Origin of the sequence: Neobacillus thermocopriae (genome assembly GCF_010975035.1) — a bacterium.
Lineage (GTDB): Bacteria > Bacillota > Bacilli > Bacillales > Cytobacillaceae > Neobacillus > Neobacillus thermocopriae.
Genome location: NZ_JAAIUV010000003.1, coordinates 136,448 through 162,060 on the forward strand (window position 1 = coordinate 136,448; position 25,613 = coordinate 162,060).

Sequence of the window (25,613 nt, forward strand, 5' to 3'; positions counted from 1 at the left end):
ATCAACCGCCTCCTACAAAATGAACTATTTCAATTCGATCATTATCTGCTAATCTCGTATTCTCGTGTTCTAAACGAGAAAGTATTTTCCCGTTTACTTCTACGACGACGATTTTCTCATGGATGTTATAATGTTTGAGTACATCGGAAACAAACGTAATATGTTCCGGTAATTGTACAGATTCACCATTTAATGTAACTTTCATTTTTACCTCCTACATTACGGATGGTTGATGTCGATCGAGGCGAAAGGCTGAAAGCTCAGTCGTATTGCCTTCCAACAAATCGGCTACAAGTTTACCAGTTATCGGACTTAATAAGATTCCGTTGCGGAAATGTCCGGTTGCCACAAAAATTCCCTTATATTCAGGGTGCTCACCAATGTATGGTTTTCCATCATTGGTTTGCGGCCGGATACCGCACCACACCCGTTCCCAAGTGGCATCTCTAATTTCTGGTACGAGCTTCACCGCTCTTTCGATTAATGAGGCTATTCCCCCAGGTGTGACGGCCTTATCAAAAGAATTTTCAATCATCGTCGCTCCAATATATATTTCTCCATTTCGCTTTGGAACGAGATAACAGCGCTTATCTGAAAAAATAGTCGTGTTAATGATTGGTTTATTCACTTTCACAGAAAAACACTCGCCTTTTACTGGAAACACAGGAAGGTCCTTTATCAGTCGGTTAGCCCAGGCTCCTACTGCAATGACAACTTGGTCACAATGAATGATCCCATTTGAAGTATTTAAGCCTTTCACTTTGCCTTGATCATAGAGGAAGGAGAGGACCTCTGTATTTTCGCGTATCTCTGCTCCAAAATGGAGGGCAGCTTTCGCAAAGGCTTGCGTTAATTTTTCCGGATGTACATGCCCATCATTTGGGAGGTACATGCCTCCAGCTATAGTAGGGGATAACGCTGGTTCCAGTTCCCTAATTTCATGGGAATCGAGCCATCGAATTTCATGGTCCCACTTCCTTTGAAAGAGGACTTGTTGTTGAACTTCATGTGCGATATCTTCGGTTTCGGCAATTTTCAGCATTCCTTTTTGGACGAACTCAATATCAATGCCGGAGTATTCCAATAATTCTTGTGAAAGAGAGGCAAACATCTTTTGGCTTTTTAATGCTAGTTGGAAAAGCGGGCCATCTTGTTCGATCTCCGCTTGGGCTGCCAGCATTCCGGCTGCGGCACGGGATGATTCAGCGGCTATTTGTTGCTTTTCAAGTAGAATAACTTTTCGTCCTTTTTTGGCCAGTTCGAAGGCAATGGAGGTCCCATTCACTCCTCCTCCGATAATGGCTGTGTCAAATGATTTTTTCATCAATTCCATCTCCATTTTTTCACTAATAAGAAAGGATTAATTGATACACACCAAGAACTTTCTGATTTATCCATTTTACGATTGTTTATGTAAGGCCATTGTATACGCTTTTACGGCATCGAGCGGGTTGCATGAATCGAAAACTCCTGACATTACCGCAATTCCATCTGCCCCAGCTTGAAGTACTTGCGGAGTGTTTTCTGGTGTGATCCCACCGATGGCAATAACCGGGATGTTGAGTTGAGACAACTTGGTTAATTCCTCCAGTCCTTTCGGAGGCAGGCCAGGCTTTGATTTGGATGGAAAAACATGGCCGTATAGCAGGAAATCTGCCCCCTCTTGATGGGCTTCTTCATAGGAATGGATGGAGGTCCCTACTTTTAGTAGAGGAAAAGCTTTTTTTACATGAACGGCATCTAAACTGTGCCCAGCTAATTGAACACCGGCCGTTCCTGCTGTAACGGCGACATCCACGCGGTCATTAATGATTATTTTGGAAAGTGGAATGTCTTTTGCTAACTGTTCAACAGCTTGAAAAAGCTCTTTCGCTGTCTTTTGTTTCTCCCTTAAGTGAATCATGGTGACATAGGGATGTATATCCATTAAAATTTCGTGTAATTGTTCAATTGGCATTTTGCCATTGGAAATAATATGTAATTCCTTGATGACCATCCCCCCATTTTCAAATAGTTACCGCTAGAGGGAAAATAAAAAGCCACTTTCTTATGTAAGAAAGTGGCTGTGAATAATGCATACAATGCTCCCATTCTCCACTTCCCTACGCTGGTATTAACCAGATCAGGTTCATAGAGTCCCGAAGTAACACTTCGATCTCAGCCTTTTATAAAGGCACCTCTAGCGGATTTATTTACCTATTTATTTGTCATAATTCCTACGCTATCCATCGTAACACATTGAATAATGCCTGTCACTTGTTTCCTTGTTTTTTCTTCCTATTTATCTATTTTACAATGTTTGAATGGTGGTTTATCTCTAATTTTAAACCGCCGCCGTTTGCGTCTTTTGTTTCTTAGGTATTCTTACCGATTACTATCGTGGGCATTTTGAAAAGCATCGTATGAAATAATATTTTTATTAGCTATATCAAAGGCAATATAATTCAGTTTGACATTATAAATTATATTCTTTAAAAAATTCGATTCCTTTTTTGTAAGTGATACATGGTAGTCTTTCTCTGCCACTGTATCCGTGAACCATTTCCGTTATAACATTATATTTTTCTGTAAAATCAATTGGTGTTATTATAATTTTTAAAGTTATTTCATTTTAATGGAAAATATGTTAAATTATGTTAGTGTTTTTATATACTAATAGAAAGGAAGAATGTACTAGGAAAAAGAAAATGAAACAGTTTATTATCTCGGCGTTGGTAGTTGGCACAATTGGATTAGGTGGAAATACAGTGTTTGGGGCAACTTTCTGAGATTCAACTAGTGGAGCCTCTTCTGAAGAATCTTTCCAAATTAAATATAATGGTGCCGCCTGGAATTACAGTAAGTCAAAATATCAATATACTTCGTTTAAATATACACGAGATGGTAGAACTTTACTGAGTAAAACAGCCTATAACGGCAAAGTTACAGGTTCTGTTTGGGACGATTTAAGATGGGGAGACAAGTATACTACGTATTTTTCTTGGAAGCGTGGACCACTTAAATAATTTTTCCGGGTTTGATTTTTTTAAATATTCGCTTAACAAAATTTAATGAAATATCTATGAGATTTAATTATTAATGAATTATAGGAAATCGTTGGGGCCTGATAGGTGTTTTTCTACAGGTCCCGATTTTAATTAGATATAATGTTATCGACTTTTAAATCTTATAAAGTACCGCATTACTTTAATTATGAATAATAACTAATTGTTTTTACAGCTACGTAGTAGGTATTATTAAAAGGTGATACTATTAAATTTATAGATGCCATCTTTAAGGAGTAGTTTATGAAATATTCTTTATTTAGATTTTTCGACGTTTTTGAGGCGGTTGCTATCTATCTAATCTGTTTTGCTTCAAACTTACTATGTATTTATGTACAAACGTTGAATTTAGAAGGTTCTTCTATTTTAAAGTCTTTTTTGGAAAGTATTACAGATTATCAACTTATTATAAATATTTTTCTTACATTTATTATAATAGTATTTCACTATCAATTTTTAAATCGTAGGAAAACAGAAATATTCTGCCGAATACTTGTAGGAGATACGATGGTAAATATTATAATCCGATATATCTTGAATAGTATAGCTATTTTAGTGTTTAGTTTTTTACTCTCACTTTCATTGAACTTCTATTTAGGGCTGAATGTAACCAGCAATCTTTACTTAGTTCTTATTTTTATTATATATATACTATTTAGTGCGTGTCAGGTGAAAAAAGAATGAAAATTTTACATTTTTTTATAACTAGAATATTTTTAAAAAGATGGACACTTGTTTTGGGTATGATAATATTACTTTTTTTAGCTAATTATCTTTCTTTTACTGCTGCTCGTTCAATTATTTCAACTTTTCAAGGTTATCAAGAAATAGAAACTCTGAATCAAGAAGGAACTTTTATTGCTAATCTAGACCCAAATAGTGAAGCTGATTTTGATAGAATTGAAATAGATGATACAAAAAAAGTATATGAATATTTAAACAAAAATTATACTTATGCTATGCAAGTCGATGGTTTTGTCACTTCATTATATAATAAATATAAGATGGAAGTTTCTTTCAATTATATCAATGAAGAGGCTTATAAGATAAATCAATTTAGATTATCTCAAGGAAACCACTTAAACTTCAACTATAAATTTAATAAAGAAGAAATACCTGTTTTAGTAGGTGCAGGTCTGGCCACAACATATCCTGTAGGGTCATATATTGAGATTACAGATCCTGTCACCCAACAATTAGTCAATTTAAAAGTTCAAGGGGTCTTGGAGAAGAATACTCATCGTTCTAATTTTTATGCTCCTAATTCAAAAAATTATTTCAATTTTTCAATTTTCCTACCTATTAACGAAGAATTTATTCAAAGTGCAGGTCTTGACCTCCTCGTTAATGGTTTGATGGACATGGTGCTTCTTGATTCGACAAAAGAGAAAGCAACGAATTTAAGTGAACTTATCCAGGAAAATCTAGGTTTAAAATTTAACTTTTTTAATCAACAAGAAAATTTTAATTACTTTGAAGATTCTTATTTTGATTCATTAAAAATCATCTGTATTATCACCTTTATTTTGCTACTAATCATTGTTTGTCTAGCTATCTGGAATACTTTGGTAAGCATTCGTTTAATGATAAAAGATTTTACAATCAATTTATTAGTCGGATTAAGTTATTCAAAACTAAGAGCAATTTTTTATAGTTATTTTGGAATATTGTTTTCTATTAATCTAGTCATACTATTTGTGATAACCGCTTTCAATAGATACGGCTTTTGGTTAAAAAAAGACTCAATATTTGCTACTTACGGAATGTTTGGCTTAATAAGTATGGATTGGATTGCTCTACTTATTGTTCTTTTTATAGATTTGATTATTGGGTTTACGATTGTTGAACTTACGATAAAAAAAATTAAAAGTATTCCGATTTCCGTGGGGGTGTTAAAATGAATAGTATAATTAAACTAGAGATCCAGAAAAAAACATTCAAGAAGAAAGGTTTTTCTATCTTAAATGATTTTAAATTGGAAGTTGAACCTGGGGAAAGACTTTGTATTATAGGGGAATCTGGAGTTGGAAAAACTTCTTTGCTTAATATTATTGGTCTACTTGATACACAATATCAAGGGAGCTATAAGCTTTTTGGTTCATCTGTTAAGGATTTATCACGAAATAAACTAGCTGAGTGGCGTAATCAAAAAATTGGTTTTGTTCTTCAGGAGTCCGCACTAATTAATTCTTTGACCATAGAGGATAATATTAAATTGCCGCTTATGTATGCTAACATTGAAAAAGACCTAACTGTCCAAGATCACTTTAAACGAATTGTTAATAAAATTGGGATTGAGCCCATTTTGAAAAAAAAACCACTTGATTGTTCTGGTGGCCAACGATCTAGAGCTGCTTTTGCTAGGGCTGTCATTATGAATCCCCAAATAATCTTATCAGATGAACCAACTGCGTCTTTAGACTTAGAAAATAAAGAAAAAATTATCAATCTACTTTTTGATATGAATAAAGAATTTAATACTACTGTTATTACAGTGACTCATGATTTAGATGTAGCCAATCGTCATGAACGAATCATTACTCTCGAAAGGAATGAATAAAATGGGATTCTATACAATGATCATGTCATTCATACTTGGAATATTCTTCACCATTTTTGGTGTTTCTCGTAGAAAACGGAATTTTTTATACAAGTTTTTCATAGTGCTAGGAATCATTCTCATTCTTTTTGCTGTTTATCTAGCAAGGCCTCATTAAGAATCATAGTTATATATAGGAGTTATATTTCTAATTAAGCCCCTGGCTGGAAACCCATGATACATAGTTATTTTTGCAAAAAAAATCACTGCGTGTAAATGGACACTCCATTTTGACTTCGTGATATTTTCTTGGCTCCGATTTGAAGTCTTCTCCTTTAATAAACCTAAAAGTATACCGAATCATCATAATTCTGGGGAACTAGTGTCTGATTACTTGTATCCTGCTAAAAAGGGCTATCAGCTATCTACATGGTATAAAACTATGGGTAATCAGGATCTAACAAATTTCATTTGTATCTGAAGAAGAGTTAGATATTATTGCTAAAGAATTAGGAGTGGAAACGGTTCTGCCAGAATGGTTAGGGGCCAATCTTCTCATCAAAGGATTCCCAGAGTTTACGAAACTCACAATGGGCTCACGTCTTCTTTTTCCAAGCGGAGCAGGTTTAATATGTATGGGAGAAAATCAGCCATGTACTTTACCAGGAGATGAGATTCAAAAACATTATGTGGAGCATGAGACGCTGTCCACTCGTTTTGTCCGTGCAGGTTATAAAAGGCGCGGGATCGTTTGTGCGGTGGAAAGGCCTGGGGAAATTCATGAAAATGATGAAGTACAAATTTTGATAAATGATTTTGCCCATCCGATGCAATAGTGGATGATGGGAAGAGGAAGAGGATGTAAACGGATAAGCTTTCCTATTAGTAGATAGATGAATACATAATAGGGAATGGCAATATCTCTTAAAATATTCCTTTTCTTTTCTAATCATGTTAGAAAAATGACTAAACGGCCTTCTCCCTATCAATCATAGAGCTAAGGCCGCTTAGACCATTTTTGTTAAATTCTATTTTTTACCTTAATTTAAAATCGTTACTTCTACTTGTTTTCTTCCAAATTTGATCGCTTCTTCTTTGGAAGGAATAAAGACATCAATTTTATTTCCTTTGATAGCTCCACCAGTATCCCCGGCGATGGCTTCCCCATAACCTTCTACATACACTTTGCTACCAAGTGGAATCACCGATGGGTCAACGGAAATGACTTTTAGATCTGGGTTTGCTCGTAGGTCAATGCCAGTGGCTGTAATACCAGAGCATCCCTCGCATGATGCCGTATAGGCTGTAGCTTCCATTATAAGTTTCTTTTTACCTTCCGTTGTTGTTGAAGGAGCAGCTGCTGCAGGTTCACTTTTTGTTGTTGCCTGATTTGTTGAAGGAGTCGCCGTTGCAGTTGGAGCATTCTTCGTTTCTTGCACTAATGGCGTTACGGTTTTTTCATTCTTAACTGTATTCGTTGTTTTTGCTCCTTCAAAGATAATAAGGTTTAAACCAGGATGAATGAGATCCGAAGATAATTCGTTCCATTCTTTTAATTGCGCAACGGTTACATCATGTTCTTGGGCTATGTCCCATAACGTATCACCTTTTTTCACCGTATAGTGTTTTTCAGGTGCAATGGTGAGGACGTCACCAGGATGAATAAGGTCAGTTGTAAGATGATTCAACATTTGAATATTTTCAACAGTCGTATTATTTGTACGTGAAAGATCCCATAACGTATCACCTTTTTTTACCGTGATCGTTGCTGCTTGAACATTAGCACTTACAGTGACCGAGAGTACAGCACCTGCTATTATTGACATTGTTTTCTTTAGCATTGTTTTACCCTCCATGTTCTTTGGTTGCTAATTGTTAATTATCGTATCATAGAATTTTCACAGAAAAAGAACAGGCAGGTAATATTTTGGTTACGTCTATGGCATTTATATTGCAATAATATTTCTATAACGGTTAAAACTATTGGAAGGATAGTGGAAATGAGAGGAGGTTAAATAGGTAGTAAATATAAAAATATTTAAAAAAGCAGTAATGAAATAAGAAAAGTCTCTTCTTTTTACGACAAAAAAAGGTTAGTATTATGATTATAGATAAATGAATTTTATGAATAATTGTTCAGAGAAAGGAATATGGAATATGATTGGCTTAATTATCATACTATTATTGGTCTTATTGCTGCCTTTCCTAGTAAAAAAAGTAGAACACAATTTGGAAATTTTTTTGTTTGTTATGGGAATTGCGGCAGCGACTATCAGTGGAATGATGGATTTTCATCTGATCGAGAAAGCACTAATTGACCCTATACATATTACATTGGCTGTATTTATAGCTGGATTGATTTGTAAGTGGTTTCAAAAACAAATTGAAAAATCGATTCTATGGGGCAGTAAAAAACTGACACCAAGACTCTTTTTCGCCTTAACTGTTATATTACTTGGGTTAATTTCTAGTATCATTACGGCCATTATTGCAGCGATTGTTCTTGTCATTATCGTCAATGTTCTTCCACTTGATCGAAAATCAGAAGTTCGATTCACAGTGTTAGCATGTTTTTCTATTGGTCTTGGAGCGGCATTAACCCCAATTGGGGAACCATTAGCAACCATTGCTATAAGTAAGTTAAATGAAGACTTTACATTTCTCCTTCAACTGATTGGGAAAGATGTAGTGCCTGCTGTCTTCGTATTTGGACTCTTATCCTTTTTCTTGGTGAAACCACATGAAGAACAAGGTGGGTTAAAGTCGGAAAATACAGGAGAGAGCTATAAAGAGATATTGGTTCGTTCGCTGAAAATTTATTTATTCGTAATGGGGCTTACTTTTCTTGGACATGGGTTTGAGCCATTTATCAATGAGTATGTCATTGGTCTTTCTCCAAGTTTATTGTATTGGATTAATATGATATCCGCCGTATTGGATAATGCGACGCTTGTGGCTGCAGAAGTTAGCCCGGCAATGGATATTGAAACCATTCGAGCGGTATTGCTTGGTTTAATTATTAGTGGTGGGATGCTCATACCTGGTAACATTCCAAATATTATTTCAGCAGGAAAGTTAAACATTACGAGCAAAGAGTGGGCTGCCTTTGGTGTTCCAATCGGATTGGTTTTCATGGCAGTATACTTTATCCTATTGACTGTCTTTTAGTTAATTTGGTTGTGTGTACTTAATAAGGGACCATCGGTAGTTCCATTTATTATGTGATGCATCTTTACAATGGTATTGATTAATGGAATTTTCTGTTGGTTTCATTTTTAATTGGTTTATGGTATAATAAATGTACAAAAGAATAGCTAAGAGTTACGGAGGAGTCTGTCACCAAGGGGATTTTTATGTCCTTTGGTAACAGGCTCTTTTTTTGTTGGAAATTTTTATGAATATGGAGGGATGGAATCTATGATTATTCTTCATTTGGTACTCATTATCATCGCAGCCAAACTGGCAGGAAGCTTAAGTGTGAAATGGGGCCAACCTTCTGTACTAGGAGAAATTATTGCAGGGATTTTATTAGGTCCATCTGTGTTTGGATTCATTGGTCCATCAGATACCCTATCCGCATTTAGTACGATAGGTGTTATCTTGTTAATGTTTATCGCAGGCCTAGAAACGGATCTTGATGAATTAAAACGCGCTGGAAAATCATCGGCCTTTGTTGGATTTGGTGGTATTCTTGTTCCATTATTCTTAGGATATGCCGCAGGAGGAATAATGGGTTTAACCAACTTACAATCATGGTTTTTAGGTGTGATGCTTTCTGCCACGAGTGTAAGCATTTCTGTACAGGCTCTTAAAGAAATGAATCAGTTGAAAACTCCGGAAGGAACGACGATATTAGGTGCTGCCGTTCTTGACGATGTGGTGGTCATGATCATTTTAGCTTTCTTAATGAGCATTGCTGGCGGTGGGGACGTATCCTTATCCACTTTAGTCATGAAGAAAGTATTGTTCTTTGTCATTGCTATTTTCTTAGCATGGAAAGTGGTTCCTTGGGTGATGAAGAAATTAACCAAATTCCCAGTTAGTGAAATGGTCGTTTCCTCAGCTTTAATCATTTGCTTTATTTTTTCAGTCGCAGCGGAATACACAGGTGTGGCTAATATTATTGGAGCTTATATAGCTGGGATTGCGATTAGCTTAACAAAATTTAAGCATGAAGTGTTTGAAAAAGTGGAAACAATTAGCTATTCGATTTTCGTACCCGTATTCTTTGCCTTCATTGGAATTTCGGCAAAGTTTTCGGGGATTATGGATCATTTAGGTTTAATTATTGCACTTAGTATTTTAGCGATTTTAACTAAATTTATTGGTGCAGGACTTGGTGCCAAACTTTCTGGTTTTGGATGGAATAGTTCAATGGGAATTGGTTCGGCCATGGTTTCTCGTGGGGAAGTAGCCTTAATTGTTGCGGCCATGGGTTCATCAGCAAATTTAATTCCTCAAGATTTATTCGCTACAGCTGTAGTAGTAGTGATCGTGACAACCCTTGTTACTCCTCCAATGTTGAAATGGTTTTTTCAATCCAAGAGCAACAAAACAATGGTTTTATCTCCAAATGAGAGATCAGGCCAGTTCTAAATGATAAAAAAATGAGCTTGCCCTATTTTCAAGGTGCTTGGCATTTGCCTAGAGAGGAAAAGGGCATAAGAGAGAAGTGGTTCAATCTGCTTCTCTCTTTTTTTATTGCTCTTAGGATGATGATTCACTAGATAGGAATGACGATTACATTTGGATGTATTTCTTTTGTTGTTGTTTTTCTTTTTATTTTTCTTTTTTATTTTATTTTTGCCCACGTATCGTGCTACGATTCGCGCTAGATGATGAACGAATTTTGTTCAAAAATTTGTCACAACTTCCCCTGACCTTGAGCCTTCTTTTTCCCTATATAGAGGTTGAAAGGATGGTGCAATGGGATGAATTTGAAATCTGGCAATATGGAACAGCTTAAAGCTTTTTCTCAGTTTGAAAGTCTGAAGGAATTTAATGCCCATTTTGAGAAGTGGCTTGTGAATCACAAAAGAGATTTCACCAAAGGAGAATGGGTTGGGTTAAAATGTTTGGCCCGTTTTGCAACCAAGGTCCCAGGTGTGGCGAATACAAAAATTGAAACAATCTTAAAGACGATCCATGAAGAATACAATGAAAATGGCATTTCCCGCTCTACATTTAAACGAATGACGCAAAAAGCAATCCAACTTGGCGTCCTTACGGTTCTTAAAACCGAACGTGAAAATGGCTCCCAATCAAGTAATCTATATATTTTTAATCGTTATCCCATCGATGAATCCTCCAAAGAGAAACTATTGAATGAAATAGAAACTATGTCTCTTTCTGTGAAACATAACCAACACGATAAAGATGAAGGGGATTCTACTGACCATCATAAAAATCAATTCATTTGTATTCCAAATCCGAAAAAGAAAACGAGGGAATTACATCCTACATATGTCAGTGATCGTGTGTTGTCACAGCCTTTAAAACGTAAAACCATTGGATATATTCGGAAAATGACCACTGTCTGCTTTAAACATAAAATGGAAGAACTAGAAAGAACCTTGGATATCATGATCCAATGTTGGAAACAACGAATTAGAAAAGTCAAACTTTCATCGACTGACAAAAATCCAATTTCTAATTTCTTTGACCTCGCCTCTAAAAAGATGCGGAAACTGTTTTTGAAAGAATAGTGACTTTACAAAGATCCTGGCATCATTCCTATAAACAACTTTAAAATGCCTAACACATTTCTTTATAAACAGAACATATGTTTGGTAAAATACATAAGAGGTGATCGTATGGCTTACCACATTATGATGACTAGAAAAATAACGGACCTAAAGGGTAGGCTGCAAATGGAAGTTCAAGTCATGGACTTTAAGGAAGGACAAATTATCAAGTTTACTTTAGATGAACTTGATAAAGATGAATTACCTGAGGAATTAAAAAAATACGTAAAGGGACTATTGCCAGATATTGAAGACGGTAGATGGCTTTATAACGGGAATTATTATAAATGACGTAATAGGGCTTATGTTTCTATCCAAAATAAGAATAAAAATTCTAATAATTGAGAAATATAATTGAAATGATAGTAGAAGTTGGTTAAAATGAGAGAAAAGGAAAGCGCTTAACTTATCAAGATTTTTTAATCAATATGTTACTTTTGTGTTTGTTTCATGAATTCAACGAAAAACCACAAACGAAAAAATGAGATGGAGGAGGACAATGACTCAAATACGTTGGGGGATTATGAGTGCAGCCAATATTGCTTTTGACCAGTTAGTACCTGCACTAAGACGTTCAGGGAGAGCGGTTGTATCGGCGGTTGCTTCAAAAAGCAAAGGGAAGGCAGAGCGTTTTCGAGTGCCGACGATTTATGAAAATTATCAAGAACTGTTAACTGATCCAGATATTGATGCTGTTTACATACCGTTGCCTAATTCTCTACATGCCGAATGGGCCGTTAAAGCGATGAACCATGGAAAACACGTTCTGCTTGAGAAACCGGCTGCCTTGACAGAAGATGAAATGCTATCGATCAAAAAAGCGGCGGAGGACAATGGAGTTGTTTTCATGGAAGCGTTTATGTATCAATTTCACCGTCAGCATACACGTGTAAAAGAGCTTCTTCAATCCAACCTTATTGGGCAGTATCAACATGCGAAAGCCCATTTTTCCTGGAAACTTGAGAATAACGCGGATATTCGCTTTAATCATGAACTCGGCGGTGGAGCAATGCGTGATGTCGGATGTTACGGTTTTCATGCGATCACACAATTGATCGGATTTAAACCTATGAAACTATCTATGATTGGTAAAGTACATCCGGACTTTGGCGTCGATACTACCTCCACTTGTGTGTTAATCGATGACCAATTACGAACAGCAGAAATCACGGCTTCCATGGAGCTTCCGTTTATTAACCGTTACGAGATTATTGGGTCTAAAGGAACAATCCTTGTTGATTCCTCTTTCCGCCCAGATGTTTCTGATGATGGCTTCGGTAAAATTACGGTTAAAGACAACAATGGCAACATCATCTTATTTGAAAGATGGAAAGATGATCAATATTTAAACCAGGTAGAACATTTTCATGAATGTATTTTGAATAAAAAAGATCCGATCTACAATGCCAATCATTCTCTAGAAATGGCCCGCTGTTTAGAGAAAAGCTATCAATCACTGCAAAACCATTCTGTGTTAATCGATGTAAACTAAAGGAGAGGGAAACATGACAAAGAAAATTCGTTCTGCTGTTTTGGGATTAGGGAGACTAGGATATTGGCATGCTGTAAACGTGGCATTAAGAATTCAACATGCAGAGCTTGCAGCCGTGTGTGATATGAATGTGGAAATGGCTCGCAAAGTGGCAGAGGAATTAGAAGTGCCGTATTATACTTCTAATCCAGATGAAATTTTTCAAGATGAAACCATTCAAGCGGTAATCATTGCCACTCCGACAAGCTCTCATTTTGAATTATTAAATAAGGCAGTGGCTTCCCAGAAAGCGATCTTTATTGAAAAGCCGTTAACCATCGATTTAAAGGAAGCGCTTCAAATTAAAGAGCTGGTCGAGAAATCAAATGCCATTTGTCAGGTCGGGTTTATGAGACGATTCGACCCCGCTTATGAGGAGGCGAAAAAGCGGATTGAAGCTGGTGATATCGGTGAACCTATCTATTATCGTGGCATTTCCCGCGATCCACATGCTCCGCAAGAAATCTTTATTGAGCATAGTGGAGGCATATTTGTTGATGTTTCCATTCATGATTTTGATATCGCCCGTTATTTAATGGATTCAGAAGTGAAAACTGTTTCAGCCCATGGCAGCATTTTAAAATATCCATTTATGAAAAAATATCAGGATGTGGACCAATCATTAACATACTTGGAATTTGCATCAGGGGCAGCAGGAGATGTAGAGGCGAGTCGCAATGCCTATTATGGATACGATATCCGCGCAGAAGTGATTGGAACAGAGGGTTCCATTTTTATTGGAAATCTACAGCATCATTCGATTCAAATATTGACGAAGAATAAGGTTTCCCACGATATTGTGCCGGATTTCCCAACCCGTTTTATTGATGCATACCATTTAGAGCTTATGGACTTCTTCCGCATTGTAGCGGAGAAGAGGATTCCTCGCATCACCGTAGAGGATGGAGTGAAAGCGCTTGAAATAGCTTTAGCGGCACGTGAATCCTATTTGACAGGGAGAAAAATGAATGTTGGAGCTGTTGGAGTAAAATAAAACCGCCTATTAGTTAAAAAGGGGCATCCAGAAAGTCATATCTGGATGTCCCTTTTTGATCTTGGAGAATTTTCTTTTTTGATACCTTCATTTTAAAGTTCTCCTCTTAATTTGATTGAACTCTAGCCTCTGTGACGATGATTCCTCTTACTCGATTGCACTCCATTTTAATTTGAAGTCCTTAATAAAAGAGGCTTATGCTAATTTTACTAGATTAATAATTTAAATTAGTTTAAAAATTTAAAAAACTAATTGAAAAATGTTATTTGACTAGTTATAATCAGAATAAGATTAGGAAAACGCTTTCCGAAAATTAATTATTTTAAAAGGCCAAAGATGACGAGAAAGGGGTTTGTTAATGATTGCGCATGCAGAAAACCTCCTAGAAATGAAAGGAATTAAAAAAAGCTTTCATCAAAACCATGTATTAAAAGGGATTGATTTAGATGTTAAAGCAGGAGAAGTTCATGTTTTGCTCGGTGAAAACGGGGCGGGAAAATCGACACTAATTAAGATTTTGACCGGCGCTTATCAAAAAGATGCGGGAGAAATTTATTGGGAAGGTCAACTAGCTCAATTACATACCCCCGTTGATGCAATAAAACTAGGAATTGCTACGATCTATCAGGAATTAAATGTCATTCCCCACCTCAAAGTTTATGAAAATATTTTTCTAGGCAGGGAATTAAAGAAAAAAGGGAAGATGTCACTGCTTGACCGAAAAGCCATGCTAGAAGAAGCAAAGCGTTGTTTACAAATGCTTGGACAAAGCCCGGATTTGGCTGATCAAAAACTAGGGGATCTTGGAATTGGACAGCAACAGCTCGTCGAAATTGCGAAAGCGCTTGCCTTAGAAGCAAAGTTAATTATTATGGATGAGCCGACCTCCAGTTTAAGTGCGAAAGAGGTAGAGCAACTGTATAACTGTGTTGAGCAGTTGAAGGCAAAAGGAATAGCGATTGTATTCATCTCTCACAGGCTGGAAGAAATTAAAAGATTAGGAGATCGAATTACGATTCTTCGGGATGGTTTCAAAATTGAGACTTTACCAGTAAAAACGACGGATCCTGACTACTGGATTGAATTGATGGTGGGGCGAACATTGGATGAAAAATTTCCGAAACAAACTTTTCCTCTTGGTAAAGAAGGTTTTCGGGTGGAAAACATAGAAGTTGCCGGTGCTCCTGGTCCGGTAAGTTTTAGTGTCCGATATGGTGAAATCGTAGGGATCGCGGGACTAGTTGGTGCCGGCCGCACGGAGCTTGCGAGAGCCATTTTTGGTGCCGATCCAAGCCGAAATGGAAAAATCTTTATTGATGGAAAAGAAGTAAAGATTAAGTCACCACGGGATGCCATTGATGCAGGAATTGCTTTTATCACAGAGGATCGAAAAGGAGAGGGACTCTTACTTGACCAAAAGCTAGATTTTAATATTGTTATGGCCAATATGAAGAAGTTCAAGAAAAAATCGAGATTGATTGATTTAAAAGGAATTCGGGAGGAAGCGCAGCGGTTTATTAAAGAATTAAAGGTACGGCCTGATAACATTGATCTGAATGCCCGCAACTTGAGTGGAGGAAATCAGCAAAAGGTTGTCATTGCAAAATGGCTTTGCACACATGCAAAAGTATTTATTTTTGATGAACCGACCAGAGGCATTGATGTCGGGGCCAAAGTAGAAGTTTATCGTTTAATGAATCAGCTGGTTGTAAACGGTGCTATTGTCATCATGATTTCGTCTGAGCTTCCAGAAATCCTAGGTATGTGTGACCGGGTTCTCGTTATGAGTGAAGGAAAAATCACTGCTGATTTACCAATTCAAGAAGCGACGCAAGAGCGAATAATGAAAGCGGCTACAGGAGTGTGAGAATATGAGTCAAGTTGTCATCCAAACGGAAAATGAGGTTACAAAAAAAAATCGTCCATTGAAAAAATTATTAAGCAAATTTGGGCCACTCATTGGTCTAGTCCTTTTATCATCCGTGCTAACTCTTTTATCTGATAAATTTCTAACCGTTAATAACATCATGAACATTGCTCGTCAGTCTACCATTAATGCTTTGTTAGCTATAGGAATGCTTCTTCCTATTTTAACAGCAGGGATTGACTTGTCTGTTGGTTCCGTCCTAGCTATATCTGTTATGTTCATGGGAATTGTATCGGTCAATTTGGGAATGAGTCCTATTGTTGGGATTTTAGTTTGTCTGTTGATGGGAGCCGGATTTGGATGGTTAAACGGAATTTTATTAACGAAGTTACGTTTACCACATCCGTTCATCTCCACTCTTGGTACGATGAATATCGCTCGCGGGATTGCGCTTATTGTTACAGCCGCTGCACCGATTGCCGGATTTCCATATATGATTCAATTTTTGGGACGGGAATTTGTCGGCCCTATTCCAGTAAGTTTCCTTCTAGTTATCGTGGTGTATGTGATTTTCCATATTTTCTTAACAAGAACACAAACAGGGCGCTATATTTACGCAATCGGGGGAAATCCAGAAGCAGCGCGCCTCTCTGGTATTAATGTAGACCGAGTATTAATTATTGTTTATACCATCAGCGGTTTAATGGCAGGTCTTGCTGGTCTTGTCATGGTAGGGCGCGTGAACTCGGCATTCCCACTTGCTGGACTTTCTTATGAGCTTGATGCGATTGCTGCGGTGATCATTGGTGGCGCAAGTTTCCTTGGTGGTGTCGGTACGGTCTGGGGAACATTAATTGGGGCTTTGATTATCGCTGTTCTTCGAAATGGTTTAAATCTATTAAATGTTTCAGCCGATTTCCAAATGACGGTCATTGGTGCTGTCATAATCGCAGCTGTCTATGTTGACGTTCTTCGCCAACGCAAAAGTAAAAAATCTTAACACTACGTTTATATAGCCTTGAGTACCTAAAAAGGTACTCAGGGTATGAAATATAGGAATTAATGGGGGTAATCAAATGAAAAAGAAGTGGAAAGTATTTAGTGCAGCAGTGGCTGTCTCCTGTATAGCACTCATCGCAGGATGTAGCGGTGATAAAGAAGTTTCCGGTGGTGGTGGGAAGGAAAGTGTTTCCGTTGTCTTGAAAACGTTGTCAAGTCCTTATTGGAAGTATGTTGAAGCAGGGGCAAAAGCAGCTGGGAAAGAACTTGGAGTGGACGTCAATGTCGTGGGGCCCAATGCTGAATCTGAAGTAATGCAACAAATTAATATGATCGAAGACCAATTAAGCCAATCACCTGGTGCACTAGTTGTATCTCCATCCCAACCGGATACCGTCGTTCCTGCCTTAGAAGCAGCAAATGTTCCCGTTCTTTTGATTGATACGGATGCAGATGTGAAAAATAAAATAACCTTTATTGGAACGGAAAACTATGAAGCAGGTCAAGAAGGCGGAAAATTACTTGCATCTATGCTTCAAAAGGGGGATAAGGTTGCGTTGATTTCTGGAGCGCTTGGAAATACAGCAACTGATGAACGAATTAAAGGAGCGAAGGAAGCCCTTAAAGAAGCCGGAATGGAAATTGTCGCAGAACAACCTGCTGATAGTGACAAAACAAAAGCGATTTCCGTCATGGAAAACATCCTTCAGAAACATAGTGATATTAAAGGGGTGTTTTCCGCTAATGATGATATGGCCCTTGGAGTGTTACGGGCGGTGGAAGCTAAAGGTCTTGATGTAAAAGTAATTGGTACAGATGGAACTAAAGAAGCAGTAGAATCGATTTTGGCTGGGAAACTTGCTGGTACCATTGCTCAAAGTCCTTATGATATGGGATATGAAGGGGTAAAAAATGCGTTGGAGGCTATAAAAGGAAAGAAAGTTGAAAAACGAATTAACAGCGGTGTTGACATTATTACGAAAGAAAACGCTAAAGAAAAATTAGAGTTTCTGGAAAGTATTTCAAAATAATGAATCAATCCATTCATCCCGCTGATTTCCTTCATGATAAAATAGGAGGAAACGACCTATTGAGGAGTTAGAGCACATGAAACCTACTATTTATGATGTTGCCGAAAAGGCGGGCGTCTCCATCGCTACTGTGTCCAAAGTAGTGAATAATACAGGTCACATTAGTGAAAAAACAAGAAAAAAAGTAATGAAAATAATGGAGGAGCTGGAATACCAGCCTAGTAGCCTAGCTGCTGCTTTAACCGGCAAGAAAACCTATACGATTGGGGTGCTTGTGCCTGATATCGCCAACCCGTTTTTTGCCGAAGTGGCTCGGGCGTTAGAAAATAATGCAAGGGAAACAGGCTATTCCATTATTTTGTGCAGTACAGATTATCAATTGGAAAGGGAGCAGGAGTACCTTGAGCTTCTTTTAAAAAAACAGGTGGACGGGATTATTATCGCAACGGAACTCAAAGAATTGAAAGCCCTTCAAAAACTCCGCTCGAGAAATATTCCGTTTATCCTGTTTTCCATTGACCATCTTTCTTTATCCGCGCACGTTGTGACGACGGACGATTTAAGGGGTGGATATCTTGCTGGTTGTTACTTGTTAGAAAAAGGACACCGCAAATTGGCGATGATAACTGAAATGGAAAGACCAAGTGGCCGTCTTCGGCTGGAGGGCTTTAAACAAGCACTTGCTGATCAAAAAATTGAACTAGATAGCAATGCGATCATTAATGCCAAATCTAAGATAGAAGACGCGAAATTGGCCGCACAAAAAATTTTGCAAATGAAAGAAAGGCCCACTGCTGTCTTTGCATCTACTGATTTGATCGCAGCCGTTTTTATCAATGAAGCGCGGAAGGCGAAGGTATTGGTCCCGAAACATATATCTGTGATTGGTTTTGACAATACGATCTATGCTGAACTTTCCGACCCAGGCTTAACGACGATTGCACAGCCGATTTCAGATTTGGCCCGCTATGCGATTCAGCAACTACTGGAGGCGATTGAGGAACCAAGCATGCCAGGCCGCCGGATCATGCTTACGCCAACACTGGTAGAACGGGAATCTGTAAAAGATTTAACAAGGTAATTCAACAATAAAGCTGCCTGAATCAATAGGGCGGCTTCCTATTTAAACATTAAGTTAAGCGCTTACCGAACGGTGTGATTTAGAGAAGTAAGCATATTTATAAAAATTCAAAATTAACTTGAAAATAAATAAATATTGGCTATAATTAACAGTAAGGAAAGCGCTTAACTTATTAACTGCGATTTTGATAGGGAGGATTTAGTCGATGACATTGACTGTTGGAATCATCGGAGCAGGAAGAATTGGCAAATTACATGTCGATCATTTAAGAGTCATTCCGCAAATCCGAGTAAAAAGTGTATCGGATGTGGAAATTAGACACTTGAAAGAGTGGGCAAAGGAGAAACAAATTGAAGTATTGACCAATGATTACCATGATTTATTAAAGGATCCAGAAATTAAAGCAGTATTTATTTGTTCCCCAACCAATACACACGCAACGATCATAAAAGAAGCCGCTTTAGCAGGAAAACATATCTTTTGCGAAAAGCCGGTTAGTTTCTCAGTAGAAGAGACAGAAGAAGCAATCAAGGTGGTGGAAAAAGCCGGTGTGAAGCTACAAGTAGGATTTAATCGCCGCTTTGATCCAAACTTTCGAAAAATACGAGAACTTGTCCAAGATGGAACGATTGGAAAGCCTCATATTTTACGTATCACCTCTCGTGATCCAGAACCGCCAAGTATTGAATATGTTCAATCATCCGGCGGGTTGTTCATGGATATGACTATTCACGACTTTGACATGGCTCGTTACATAATGGATAGCGAAGTAGTAGAAGTGTTTGCAAATGGCGCTGTACTCGTTGACCAAGCGATAGGCGAAGCAGGTGATATAGATACTGCCATCGTTACTTTGAAGTTTGCTAACGGAGCCCTTGGTGTCATCGATAATAGTCGCCAAGCTGTATACGGATACGACCAACGACTTGAAATATTTGGCGACAAAGGTGCTGCTCAAGCAGATAATAAACGGGCGAATCAAGTGGAAGTTTCCACAGCCGAACATGTTTCAAAAGAGAAACCATTGTATTTCTTCCTTGAACGATATACACAAGCTTATATAGATGAGGTAAAAGAATTTGTCGCTGCCATCCTTGAAAATAAGCCAATCGTTTGCAGTGGATTTGATGGACTACAGGCGGAACGGATTGCAAGAGCAGCAAAAAAATCACTGGAAACAGGCGTTCCTGTTAAGTTGGAGCAAGTGGGCGAAACCGCCATTGTGTAAAGGATTTTAATAGGTACGGAAGGAGGAAAGTAGATGAACCCACTACAATTTCATCCAAATCGCCCCTTTGATCTGATTGCTATCGGCCGACTGTGTATTGACTTAAATGCCAATGAAATTAATCGCCCCATGGAGGAAACACGAACTTTTACCAAATATGTCGGCGGTTCACCTGCTAATATCGCTATTGGCTCTGCTAGGCTCGGTCAAAAAACAGGATTTATTGGGAAGGTTGCCAATGATCAAATGGGACGTTTTATTACGGACTACTTGGAGAAAAACGGAATTGATACAACCGGTGTAAAGATCGATCATACTGGAGCGGTTACCGGTCTTGCTTTTACAGAAATCAAAAGCCCAGAGGATTGCAGCATTTTAATGTATCGCGATAATGTGGCGGATTTAAAACTCCATCCATCTGATGTGGATGAACAGTATATAAAACAATCCAAAGCCTTGTTAGTTTCTGGAACGGCACTTGCGAAAAGCCCATCGCGTGAAGCGGTCTTTTTGGCCTTGGAATATGCAGTAAAACATGATGTTACCGTATTTTTCGATTTGGATTACCGGCCATATACATGGACAGATGAAGCAGAAACAGCTGTTTATTATAATTTGGCTGCTGAAAAATGTGATGTGATTATTGGTACGCGTGAAGAATTTGATATGATGGAGAAATTATTACATGTTAAAGAGTCCGATGATCATTATACCGCATCCCGCTGGTTTTCTTATCGTGCCAAACTAGTGGTAATTAAACATGGTGGCTCTGGTTCGATCGCTTATACAAAAGATGGAGCGGTCCATCGAAGCGGAATCTTCCGGACCCAAGTGTTGAAGACGTTTGGTGCAGGTGATTCTTATGCTTCTGCCTTTATATACGGATTAATGAAAGGAAAAGAAGTGTCAGAAGCAATGAAATGGGGGAGTGCTTCTGCATCCATTGTCATTTCCCGCCATAGTTGCTCTGACGCGATGCCGACATGGGAAGAACTAGAGCAATACATGGAAACCGCTGTATATGAACCAGTTTAACTAATCATTAATAGATTGAAAGTTTCCTATATAAATTTGATAGAAAGGAAGAATTCTCAATGACTGTAACTACTGTGAAAAAGTTAAAGAACTATATTGGCGGAGAATGGGTTGAGTCCGTTTCTAAAAAAACAGAAGTAGTTTATAACCCTGCAACAGGTGAAGAACTTGCGATTGTTCCGCTTTCTACAAAAGAAGAATTGAATCGTGCTGTTCAAGCAGCGAATGAAGCCTTCCAAACATGGTCTCAAGTGCCGGTCCCAAAACGTGCTCGGATCCTTTTTAAATACCAGCAGCTTCTTGTGGATCATTGGGATGAACTAGCCAAACTCATTACGATCGAAAATGGAAAGAGTTTGTCCGAAGCCCATGGTGAAGTGCTTCGTGGGATTGAGTGTGTAGAATTTGCTGCGGGAGCACCAACTCTCTTAATGGGGAAACAGCTTCCTGATATTGCTTCAGGTCTTGAATCTGGGATGTACCGTTATCCTCTTGGAGTAGTGGGGGGCATTTCTCCATTTAACTTCCCGATGATGGTTCCATGCTGGATGTTCCCGCTTGCGATTGTTTGCGGAAATACTTTCGTGTTAAAGCCATCGGAGCGTACGCCTCTTCTTGCTGCGAAACTCGCTGAGTTATTTGAAGAAGCAGGTCTTCCAAAAGGAGTATTAAACATTGTTAATGGAGCTCACGACGTTGTAAACGGACTTTTGGAGCACAAACTTGTAAAAGCGATTTCATTCGTTGGATCTCAGCCTGTGGCTGAATACGTGTATAAAACGGCTTCTGCCAACTTAAAACGGGTTCAAGCTCTTTCTGGGGCTAAAAATCACTCTATCGTATTGGCGGATGCAAATCTAGAAAATGCAGTCAAGCAAATTACCAGTGCAGCATTTGGTTCCGCGGGAGAACGCTGTATGGCAGCATCCGTGGTCTTAGTAGAAGAGTCGATTGCCGATCAATTTGTATCTATGCTTAAGCAAGAGGCAGACGCGATCAAAATCGGAAATGGGTTGGATGAAGATGTCTTCTTGGGACCAGTGATTCGTCAAAATCATAAGGAGCGTACCATTGGCTATATTGAAAAAGGATTAGAAGAAGGGGCGGCACTTGTTCGTGATGGACGCAATGACAAAGCAGTAAACAGCGATGGTTACTTTGTCGGACCAACCATTTTTGAAAATGTTACGCAAGATATGAAAATTTGGCAAGATGAAATCTTTGCACCGGTATTATCAGTGGTACGTGTGAAAGATTTAACTGAGGCGATTGAATTTGCTAATGCATCACGATTTGCTAATGGAGCCTGCATTTATACCGATAGTGCAGCGGCCGTTCGCCAGTTCCGTGAAACCATTGATGCCGGTATGCTTGGAGTCAATATTGGCGTTCCAGCTCCAATGGCTTTCTTCCCATTCTCTGGTTATAAAGATTCCTTCTACGGTGATCTTCATGCCAATGGGCCAGATGGTGTGGAATTTTATACAAGAAAGAAAATGTTAACGGCACGTTATATGAAGTAGTTGAAATGAGAGAGGAAGTGGTGGGACGGAGGTCGGTCCGTGCCGCTTCCTTTTTTCATTGTTGGCTATGGTTTGATTTTAGAAAAAAGATTCATTGAACGGAAAGGGGATTGTCAGAATGGGTACGATTCGATTAACCACTGCACAGGCGGTAGTAAAATTTTTAAATGCTCAATTTGTAGAATTTGATGGGAAACAAGAGCGATTTGTAAAAGGGATTTTTACAATATTTGGCCATGGAAACGTGTTGGGCCTTGGTCAGGCATTAGAAGAAGATCCTGGAGAATTAGAAGTGTATCAAGGACGGAATGAACAGGGGATGGCTAATGCCGCGATGGCGTTTGCTAAGCAAAAGCATCGTAAACAAATTATGGCGGCCACATCATCGGTTGGACCGGGAGCAGCCAATATGGTGACATCTGCGGCCACAGCGACAGCAAACAATATTCCGATTCTATTACTACCGGGGGATGTGTTTGCTACAAGACAGCCTGATCCAGTTCTTCAACAAATTGAACAAACACATGATTTATCGATTTCCACGAACGATGCTTTTCGAGCTGTAAGCAAATATTGGGATCGTGTGAGCCGTCCGGAGCAACTCATGTCGGCTATGTTGAATGCGATGAGAGTGTTAACAAATCCTGCTGATACGGGTGCCGTTACCATTGCTTTACCGCAGGATGTCCAAGGAGAGGCATGGGACTTTCCGGAAAGCTTTTTCGCTAGACGAGTCCATCGCATTGAGCGTCGTCAGCCATCGGCTGAAAGTGTTAAGGATGCAGTGAAACTGATTCGGTCCAAGAAAAAGCCATTGCTCATATTGGGTGGTGGAGTCCGTTATTCGGAGGCGGCTGATACCTTTTTACAATTTGCTGAAAAATTTAATATTCCATTTGGTGAAACCCAGGCAGGAAAAAGTGCTGTAGAAAGCCATCATCCACTAAACCTTGGCGGAATTGGAGTAACGGGTAACTCGGCTGCCAATTCGATTGCCAAACAAGCGGATTTAATTATTGGTGTAGGAACCCGCTTTACGGATTTTACGACAGCCTCCAAACAATTATTTGGAGAAGCAGAAGTATTGACGATTAACATTTCCGAATTTCATGCTTCCAAACTTGATGCCGTAAAGGTCGTGGCGGATGCGAAGGCTGGCCTTGAAGCTATTCAAGAGGCGCTTGGGGATTATGTTTCAACTTATACGAATGAAATTGCTGTAGCCAAGCAAGAGTGGGAGAAAGAATTGAATCGACTCTATCACATTCGCTATGGAGATTCTTTTACACCAGAAATTGCCGGACATTTAGATGAAATCCTACCTGAATATAAAGAGGTATTTGGTTCTGAACTTACTCAAACTAGTGTGATTGGCAAAGTGAATGAACTCATCGATGATCAAGCGATCGTCGTTGGGGCAGCGGGAAGTTTGCCAGGCGACCTGCAGCGTATGTGGGTATCAAAAAATCGCAACACCTATCATATGGAATACGGTTATTCCTGTATGGGTTATGAGATTGCCGGTGCATTTGGAGCGAAGCTGGCAGAGCCCGATAAGGAAGTGTATGCAATGGTAGGTGATGGTAGCTTTTTGATGCTTCATTCCGAACTTGTGACAAGTCTACAGGAAGGCCAAAAAATCAATGTCATTTTGTTTGATAATTCCGGTTTTGGCTGTATCAATAATCTGCAAATGGAAAATGGCATGGGTAGCTTTGGTACGGAATTTCGAAAGCGTAATCCTGAAACAGGAAAATTGGATGGTTCAGTAATGTCGATTGATTTTGCCAAAGTAGCAGAAGGATATGGTGTGAAAACTTATTCGGTTCGAACAATGGAAGAGCTGGAAGCGGCAATATTAGATGCGAAAAAACAAACCGTCAGCACTTTAATTGATATTAAAGTCCTTCCAAAAACAATGACCCATGGCTATGATTCCTGGTGGCATGTGGGTATTGCAGAAGTTTCAAAAAAAGAAAGTATCCAGGCTTCCTATCAACACAAAGAAGCAAATCTTCAAAAAGCTCGTGCCTATTAGTAGAGTTGTAGAACAGGTCGGATGGAAAAACAACATAGTCATTTTTGAGGAGGCTGTGGAACATGTTTGAGGGAAAGAACGTAAAGTTGGGCATTGCACCCATCGGTTGGACGAATGATGATATGCCAGAGCTTGGCGGTGAAGTGACATTTGAGCAATGTATTAGTGAAATGGCATTAGCTGGATTTACCGGAAGTGAAGTGGGAAATAAATATCCGCGTAATACCGAAGTTTTAAAAAAAGCGCTGTCATTACGAGGATTGGAGATTGCTAGTGCTTGGTTTAGTGCTTTTTTAACCTCCAGGCCATTAGAGGAAAACGTCGAGGCATTTAAGGAGCATCGTGACTTTTTACACGAGATGGGGGCCAAAGTCATTGTTGTGTCTGAGCAAGGAAACAGTATACAAGGAAAAATGGAGATTCCGTTATTTGAGAAAAAGCCTGTGTTTACAGAGGAAGAATGGCGGCTTTTAGTCGACGGCCTGCATGTGTTGGGAGAACTGGCTTCAGAAAAAGGAATGAAGATTGTTTATCACCACCATATGGGTACCGGTGTTCAAACGACGGCAGAAATTGACCGGTTAATGGAGGAAACAGATCCAGAAAAAGTATCGCTTCTTTATGATACGGGTCACCTTGTTTTTTCCGGAGAAGATCATTTACATGTGCTAAACAAACATATGGGGCGTATCCATCATGTTCATTTGAAGGATGTACGAATGGAGGTTGCCCATAAGGTACGTGAAGAAAGTATGAGTTTCCTTCAGGCAGTGAAAAGTGGCGTCTTTACCACGCCTGGAGACGGCTGCATTGACTTTAAGCCGGTGTTTGAAGCTTTAGATGCGGCTGGTTACGAAGGTTGGTTTGTGGTGGAGGCCGAGCAGGATCCAGCCATTGCCAACCCATTGGAGTATGCATTTAAAGCTCGTCAATATATTCGTGAAATCAGTGGATTATAA

General features: G+C 38.8%; 22 protein-coding genes and 1 riboswitch. Of the genes, 18 read left to right on the forward strand and 4 right to left on the reverse strand.

Translation table 11 applies throughout. The features are described 5' to 3' along the window. Position 1: 1 nt before the first annotated feature. The 3 genes from thiS to G4Z05_RS03225 all read right to left on the reverse strand — a co-directional run bounded on the left by thiS (position 2) and on the right by G4Z05_RS03225 (position 1,996). Entirely contained in the window at positions 2 to 205 is a 204-nt protein-coding gene (thiS, locus tag G4Z05_RS03215) for a sulfur carrier protein ThiS (protein ID WP_163250441.1), read from the reverse strand. A gap of 9 nt (positions 206 to 214) precedes the next feature. After that, entirely contained in the window at positions 215 to 1,324 is a 1,110-nt protein-coding gene (gene thiO / locus G4Z05_RS03220; protein WP_163250442.1) for a glycine oxidase ThiO, read from the reverse strand. Between the two features lie 75 nt (positions 1,325 to 1,399). Beyond that, complete coding sequence (locus G4Z05_RS03225) at positions 1,400 to 1,996, reverse strand: thiamine phosphate synthase (RefSeq protein WP_163250443.1); 597 nt, start codon at positions 1,994 to 1,996, stop codon at positions 1,400 to 1,402. Positions 1,997 to 2,082: 86 nt separating this feature from the next. Then, positions 2,083 to 2,191: riboswitch (TPP riboswitch) on the reverse strand. A gap of 1,533 nt (positions 2,192 to 3,724) precedes the next feature. Between G4Z05_RS03225 and G4Z05_RS03230 the strand changes: the two genes are divergently transcribed. The 3 genes from G4Z05_RS03230 to G4Z05_RS03240 all read left to right on the forward strand — a co-directional run bounded on the left by G4Z05_RS03230 (position 3,725) and on the right by G4Z05_RS03240 (position 6,419). Next, complete coding sequence (locus G4Z05_RS03230) at positions 3,725 to 4,945, forward strand: ABC transporter permease (RefSeq protein ID WP_163250444.1); 1,221 nt, start codon at positions 3,725 to 3,727, stop codon at positions 4,943 to 4,945. Continuing rightward, positions 4,942 to 5,604 carry an ABC transporter ATP-binding protein gene (locus G4Z05_RS03235; RefSeq protein ID WP_163250445.1) on the forward strand — a complete coding sequence of 221 codons (663 nt, stop codon included), beginning with the start codon at positions 4,942 to 4,944 and terminating at the stop codon, positions 5,602 to 5,604. Before G4Z05_RS03230 ends, G4Z05_RS03235 begins: the two co-directional genes overlap by 4 nt. 494 nt (positions 5,605 to 6,098) lie before the next feature. Next, positions 6,099 to 6,419 (forward strand): MOSC domain-containing protein, encoded by a 321-nt coding sequence (locus G4Z05_RS03240; RefSeq protein WP_163250446.1) that lies wholly within the window; start codon positions 6,099 to 6,101, stop codon positions 6,417 to 6,419. A 204-nt stretch (positions 6,420 to 6,623) separates the two neighbouring features. Here G4Z05_RS03240 and G4Z05_RS03245 read toward each other — a convergent pair whose 3' ends face one another. Then, entirely contained in the window at positions 6,624 to 7,424 is an 801-nt protein-coding gene (locus tag G4Z05_RS03245) for a LysM peptidoglycan-binding and 3D domain-containing protein (protein ID WP_163250447.1), read from the reverse strand. Positions 7,425 to 7,740: 316 nt separating this feature from the next. Between G4Z05_RS03245 and G4Z05_RS03250 the strand changes: the two genes are divergently transcribed. The 15 genes from G4Z05_RS03250 (at position 7,741) to iolE (ending at position 25,613) form a co-directional block, all read left to right on the forward strand. Next, positions 7,741 to 8,751, forward strand: a complete 1,011-nt coding sequence (locus G4Z05_RS03250; RefSeq protein WP_163250448.1) for a DUF1646 family protein — start codon at positions 7,741 to 7,743, stop codon at positions 8,749 to 8,751. Positions 8,752 to 9,000: 249 nt separating this feature from the next. Continuing rightward, positions 9,001 to 10,179, forward strand: coding sequence for a cation:proton antiporter (locus G4Z05_RS03255; protein ID WP_163250449.1), 1,179 nt, complete (start codon positions 9,001 to 9,003; stop codon positions 10,177 to 10,179). A 335-nt stretch (positions 10,180 to 10,514) separates the two neighbouring features. Next, a complete protein-coding gene (locus G4Z05_RS03260) occupies positions 10,515 to 11,288 on the forward strand; it encodes a hypothetical protein (RefSeq protein ID WP_163250450.1) in 774 nt (257 codons plus the stop codon). 108 nt (positions 11,289 to 11,396) lie between these two features. Further along, positions 11,397 to 11,618 carry an SMI1/KNR4 family protein gene (locus tag G4Z05_RS03265; protein WP_163250451.1) on the forward strand — a complete coding sequence of 74 codons (222 nt, stop codon included), beginning with the start codon at positions 11,397 to 11,399 and terminating at the stop codon, positions 11,616 to 11,618. A gap of 208 nt (positions 11,619 to 11,826) precedes the next feature. Next, on the forward strand, positions 11,827 to 12,819 hold the full coding sequence (locus G4Z05_RS03270; protein ID WP_163250452.1) for a Gfo/Idh/MocA family protein: 993 nt from the start codon (positions 11,827 to 11,829) through the stop codon (positions 12,817 to 12,819). A 13-nt stretch (positions 12,820 to 12,832) separates the two neighbouring features. Next, the gene (locus G4Z05_RS03275) at positions 12,833 to 13,852 is read left to right on the forward strand and encodes a Gfo/Idh/MocA family oxidoreductase (RefSeq protein ID WP_163250453.1); all 1,020 of its coding nucleotides are present in this window, start codon (positions 12,833 to 12,835) and stop codon (positions 13,850 to 13,852) included. A gap of 358 nt (positions 13,853 to 14,210) precedes the next feature. Further along, on the forward strand, positions 14,211 to 15,719 hold the full coding sequence (locus tag G4Z05_RS03280) for a sugar ABC transporter ATP-binding protein (protein WP_163250454.1): 1,509 nt from the start codon (positions 14,211 to 14,213) through the stop codon (positions 15,717 to 15,719). Between the two features lie 4 nt (positions 15,720 to 15,723). Continuing rightward, positions 15,724 to 16,719, forward strand: a complete 996-nt coding sequence (locus G4Z05_RS03285; protein WP_163182737.1) for an ABC transporter permease — start codon at positions 15,724 to 15,726, stop codon at positions 16,717 to 16,719. A gap of 76 nt (positions 16,720 to 16,795) precedes the next feature. Then, a complete protein-coding gene (locus tag G4Z05_RS03290; protein ID WP_163250455.1) occupies positions 16,796 to 17,749 on the forward strand; it encodes a sugar ABC transporter substrate-binding protein in 954 nt (317 codons plus the stop codon). A 76-nt stretch (positions 17,750 to 17,825) separates the two neighbouring features. Further along, complete coding sequence (locus G4Z05_RS03295) at positions 17,826 to 18,830, forward strand: LacI family DNA-binding transcriptional regulator (RefSeq protein ID WP_163250456.1); 1,005 nt, start codon at positions 17,826 to 17,828, stop codon at positions 18,828 to 18,830. Between the two features lie 205 nt (positions 18,831 to 19,035). Next, entirely contained in the window at positions 19,036 to 20,058 is a 1,023-nt protein-coding gene (gene iolG, locus G4Z05_RS03300) for an inositol 2-dehydrogenase (RefSeq protein WP_163250457.1), read from the forward strand. Between the two features lie 33 nt (positions 20,059 to 20,091). Beyond that, positions 20,092 to 21,093 (forward strand): 5-dehydro-2-deoxygluconokinase, encoded by a 1,002-nt coding sequence (iolC, locus tag G4Z05_RS03305; RefSeq protein ID WP_163250458.1) that lies wholly within the window; start codon positions 20,092 to 20,094, stop codon positions 21,091 to 21,093. Between the two features lie 59 nt (positions 21,094 to 21,152). Further along, entirely contained in the window at positions 21,153 to 22,616 is a 1,464-nt protein-coding gene (locus tag G4Z05_RS03310; RefSeq protein WP_163250459.1) for a CoA-acylating methylmalonate-semialdehyde dehydrogenase, read from the forward strand. 118 nt (positions 22,617 to 22,734) lie between these two features. After that, positions 22,735 to 24,654: a 3D-(3,5/4)-trihydroxycyclohexane-1,2-dione acylhydrolase (decyclizing) gene (gene iolD, locus G4Z05_RS03315; RefSeq protein WP_163250460.1), complete on the forward strand. Its 1,920-nt coding sequence runs from the start codon at positions 22,735 to 22,737 to the stop codon at positions 24,652 to 24,654. Positions 24,655 to 24,716: 62 nt separating this feature from the next. Then, on the forward strand, positions 24,717 to 25,613 hold the full coding sequence (gene iolE, locus G4Z05_RS03320) for a myo-inosose-2 dehydratase (RefSeq protein WP_163250461.1): 897 nt from the start codon (positions 24,717 to 24,719) through the stop codon (positions 25,611 to 25,613).